This is a genomic window from Brucella sp. TWI432 (assembly GCF_039674445.1).
Lineage (GTDB): Bacteria > Pseudomonadota > Alphaproteobacteria > Rhizobiales > Rhizobiaceae > Brucella > Brucella chromiisoli.
The window spans coordinates 1-3,918 of record NZ_JBDJNL010000049.1; the positions used below are offsets into that span (position 1 = coordinate 1).

Below are 3,918 nucleotides of genomic sequence, written 5' to 3' on the forward strand. Positions count from 1 at the left end.
GGTCCTTATGCCGGTGTGACCGATCCGCTGCCGCATTCCTCTGTTACCGCGATCCTCGAAATCAAATCGGGCACCACGGTTTACACCACGCCTGCCGACTGGCTGCTGTCGCAAGGGCAGATTGACTGGTCGCCATCGGGCAAGGAACCGGCGCCCGGTGCGTCTTATACGGTCAAGTATCGCTATAATGAGAATATCCAGCCGGATGCCGTGGACCGCGAGACGATCACCGTGACGGGTGCTGCCAATGGCACCAATGTGCTGTTTGACTATCGCTACAAGCTGCCGCGCATCGATGTGATTGCGGTCGAGCCGTCGGGCGGCATGGTCTATCTGACGGGCGTCTCGGCGGTTTCGCGTCCGCGTCCGCCAGAAGTGCCCGCTGATCGGCTGGAGCTTGCCCGCGTCTATAATGATTGGGGCCGTCCGCCGCGCATTGAAATCACACAGGTGCGTAACTTCACCTATGACCGCATCACCCGCATGGAGCAGATGCTGATCAATGTTTATGATCTGGTGGCGCAAGAGCGATTGAAGAATGACATTTCCTCGCGGGAAGTCGCAGCCAAGCGCGGTCTGTTTGTCGATCCGTTCATTGATGACGATCTGCGCGATCAGGGTATTGCGCAGAGCGCCGCAATCGTCGGCGGTAAGCTTCGCCTGCCAATCAAGCCAACGCTGCATGAGTTTCCGGCATTTATGGAGATTCAGCATCTTGATTACAGCGAAGTGATTGTCATTCGTCAGAACCGCCGCAGCGGTTCGATGAAGATCAACCCGTATCAGACTTTCACGCCGATGCCGGGCCGCGCCAGTGTGGAGCCGTCAACCGACTTCTGGACAGAAAAACGCACAAGCTGGACGTCACCGGAAACGCAGGCCTTTGAAGCATCTGAAGGGGAATATATCAGCGGCATTTCGCTCGAACAGCAGGTCGAGAAGGTCCGTGAAACGATCATCTCGGCGGAATTCATTCGCACGCGTGATGTGAATTTCCGGCTGGAAGGCTTCATCGAAAATGAAGTGCTTTCAAAAGTCTGGTTTGATGACATTGAGGTCGCCTTCACCGTTTCGGGTCCGGCAGACAGCGATGGGGTGATGACAGGTGAATTCACCATTCCCGCCAATGTGCCAGCCGGTTCGAAATCTGTCTTCTTTGAAGGCAGCGCCGGAACCGATGCGGGCTGCACCTATGTCGGGCGGGGCGAGATCACGGTTGAGGAATACCGGCTGACCAGTTCGCTCGAAACCTCGACCGAAAGCATGCCGCAGCCGGTTATCAACAATACCGTTGTCAACAACGTGACGAACGTCACCAACGTAACCAATGCCAACAGTTCCACGACCGTCAGCCGTGGCGGTGATGGTGGTGGGCGTGGTGAAGGTCATGACCCGCTGGCTCAGACGTTCACGCTTGCACAGTCTTGGTGTCTGGCTGGCATTCGTCTGATGTGCGCGAAAATTGGCTCACCCTCCAACTCCATTCTGGTGCAGATCAGAACGGTTGAAGTGGGGCTGCCGACGTCGCAGGTGATCGCGGAAGCTTTCGTGCCAGGCACAGCGCTCAGGCAAGGTGAGACATTCACCGCCATGTTCAAATATCCGGTCTTTATCCCCGGAGGCCGTGAACATTGCTTTGTGGTTCTCACCGACGATGGTGAACATGAATTGTTTGTCGCGTCCATCGGCAAGATCGATCTGGACACCAATTCGATTATCACCGGTCAGCCGTTTACGGTTGGCGTGCTGCTGTCGTCATCCAATGCTTCGACATGGACCGTTCATAATGAATCGGACCTGTGGTTTGAAATGATTGGTTGTGCGTTTGAGCCGATTGAAAAGATCGTGCCGATCGGTTCATTCACGCCGCTCAAAATGTCGGATGTGATCATCCGCGCCGGTGTTGAATATCCGGATGCATCGGTTGATGTCACCATAAGACTGACCCGACCGAATGGCGAAGTGATCACGTCAGCGCCGCGCCAGATCATCAGCTTTGATCATTACATTCAGAACGAGACCATTCAGGTGTCGGCGGTTCTGCGCGGCACGGAACGGGTGACGCCGTTTCTGTTTCCGAATGTGCAGATCATTGATGGGGAGTTGCAGACCACAGCCGATTACGTCACGCGTGCGGTGGATGCGACCGATGCAAACCGGGTGCTTGTGACATTTGACGCGAAGCTTCCGGCCAATTCATCGGCACAGGTGCAGATTGGCATTCCCGGCAATTACGAAACGGTCAGCGTGTCAGGCGCCACTCCGCTGGGTGACGGTCTGGTTGAGCAATCATTCACGCGCGCAAACTATCCAGCGGCCAATCTGGATGCACGCACGCGTCTTGTTTTGACAGGAACCCCAGCCGCGCGCCCGGAAATCTCCGGCCTGCGCATGTTGCTTTCAAAGGTGTAATAGATGGCAAAGACAACAAACTATGAGTGGGATTTGCCCTCGCCAAAAGGCCTCCAGCTTGGCGAGATTGCCAAGATTGCCACCACGTTTACCGCAATTGATGTGAAGATAAAGTGGTTCGAAACGGCTTTATCGACTCACAAACATTCCTTTGCTGATCTCACCCACAAGCCGACGACGCTGGGCGGTTTCGGAATAACTGACGGCATGACAGCCGATGAAGTTGCGCAAGCGATCAAAGCGGCTGTCGATAATCTGGTGAATGGATCAGGCGAAGCTCTTGATACGCTCAAAAAACTCGCCGATGCCCTTGGCAATGATCCCAACTTTGCCGCTTCTGTCGGTACTGCATTGGGTGTTCGCGTTCGTGTCGATGCCGCAACAAACTTCAGCCTTGCACAGCGGGCGCAGGGCCGAGCCAATATCGACGCGCTTGGAACAGTGGACAAAGGCGCAGCGGGTGGCGTGGCATCACTGGACGCTGGCGGGAAAGTCCCGTCTGCACAATTGCCTGCACTCACGACAACTGCAACCGTTGGTGCGGCTGTAGCCGGGGCAAACGGCAAGACTACACCCGCTGATGGTGATTTTTTCACTGGTGTCGAAGCTGGCGGTTCAACCATGTTCAAGACGACATGGGCGAACGTTAAAGCAGCGCTGAGGGCGTATTTCGACCCCGTCTATCAGAAAGCGTTAGGCTTTATACCAGTTAGACAAGGCGGGTTTTCAGGAGCCACCGCTAGCGTAGTTTCGATCGGTTGGGGCACAAATTCGCAGTTAGTCCTTAACGTTGATGCTACAAATTTCAGTTCAAACTGGCCGATCAATATCAGCGGCCGAGCAAACGGCGGCGCAAATTGGGCCGATGGCGCTGCATATGCTAACACGCTGGGTAATGGCGGGTGGTCGCTTGACACAATTAAGGATCAGCTCAATTGGCGCCTAGCTGACGCTCGTTCGGCGGGATGGGTTGAATGGGACCTAAACAACAATAACGTCTCAAATGGCGTTTGGCTTGACTCAAGCGGGTACTATTTAACGGCTTTTATGAAGCAAAAAATCACGACTGGTGGGTATACATTTCCCGTTATGACCCGCTTTGCCGCACGCCAACCGCAAATTTATATCCCAAATGTTGGATGGAGAGCCTTAGGAGGCTGGTGACAGTATGAAAGAATATGGCGTCTTCTCCCGCGAACTAAGGACAGTCGTACTCGACGACGATAAAACAACGACGGCGTGGTTTTTGGTTGACGAAAAGGGCCGCGACGTAGTGCCATTAATTCAAGCAGACCCCAGCCCGTTCTATATTGCCGTACTTGAAAACGGGAGCATTTTCTCAATGTGGGATGACATTGAGCAACTACAAATCCCCGGCGTTCAGATAATCGGAATAGATAGCGATTTCGGCTACACATGGGGTGAAGGCGGTGATGTTTACTCTAAAATCTGGAATGGTACAGCGATAGTTGAACCACCTATCAACGATCCTGTCCCTGATGAAAT

At 54.2% G+C, this 3,918-nt stretch carries 2 protein-coding genes and 1 pseudogene; all 3 read left to right on the forward strand.

Going from position 1 to position 3,918, the window contains the following annotated elements; genetic code table 11:
- A partial coding sequence (locus ABE527_RS21460) for a DUF4815 domain-containing protein (protein ID WP_499698243.1) occupies window positions 1–2,412 on the forward strand: 2,412 nt, incomplete at its 5' end.
- Window positions 2,413–2,415: 3 nt separating this feature from the next.
- Window positions 2,416–3,576, forward strand: a complete 1,161-nt coding sequence (locus ABE527_RS21465; RefSeq protein WP_499698244.1) for a hypothetical protein — start codon at window positions 2,416–2,418, stop codon at window positions 3,574–3,576.
- A gap of 4 nt (window positions 3,577–3,580) precedes the next feature.
- Window positions 3,581–3,918, forward strand: a pseudogene (locus ABE527_RS21470) (hypothetical protein); the annotation flags it as partial.

Bases quoted from the DNA above. Each gene is read 5' to 3' on its own strand.
- ABE527_RS21465 (WP_499698244.1), top strand. From the start codon at position 2,416: ATGGCAAAGACAACAAACTATGAGTGGGATTTGCCCTCGCCAAAAGGC.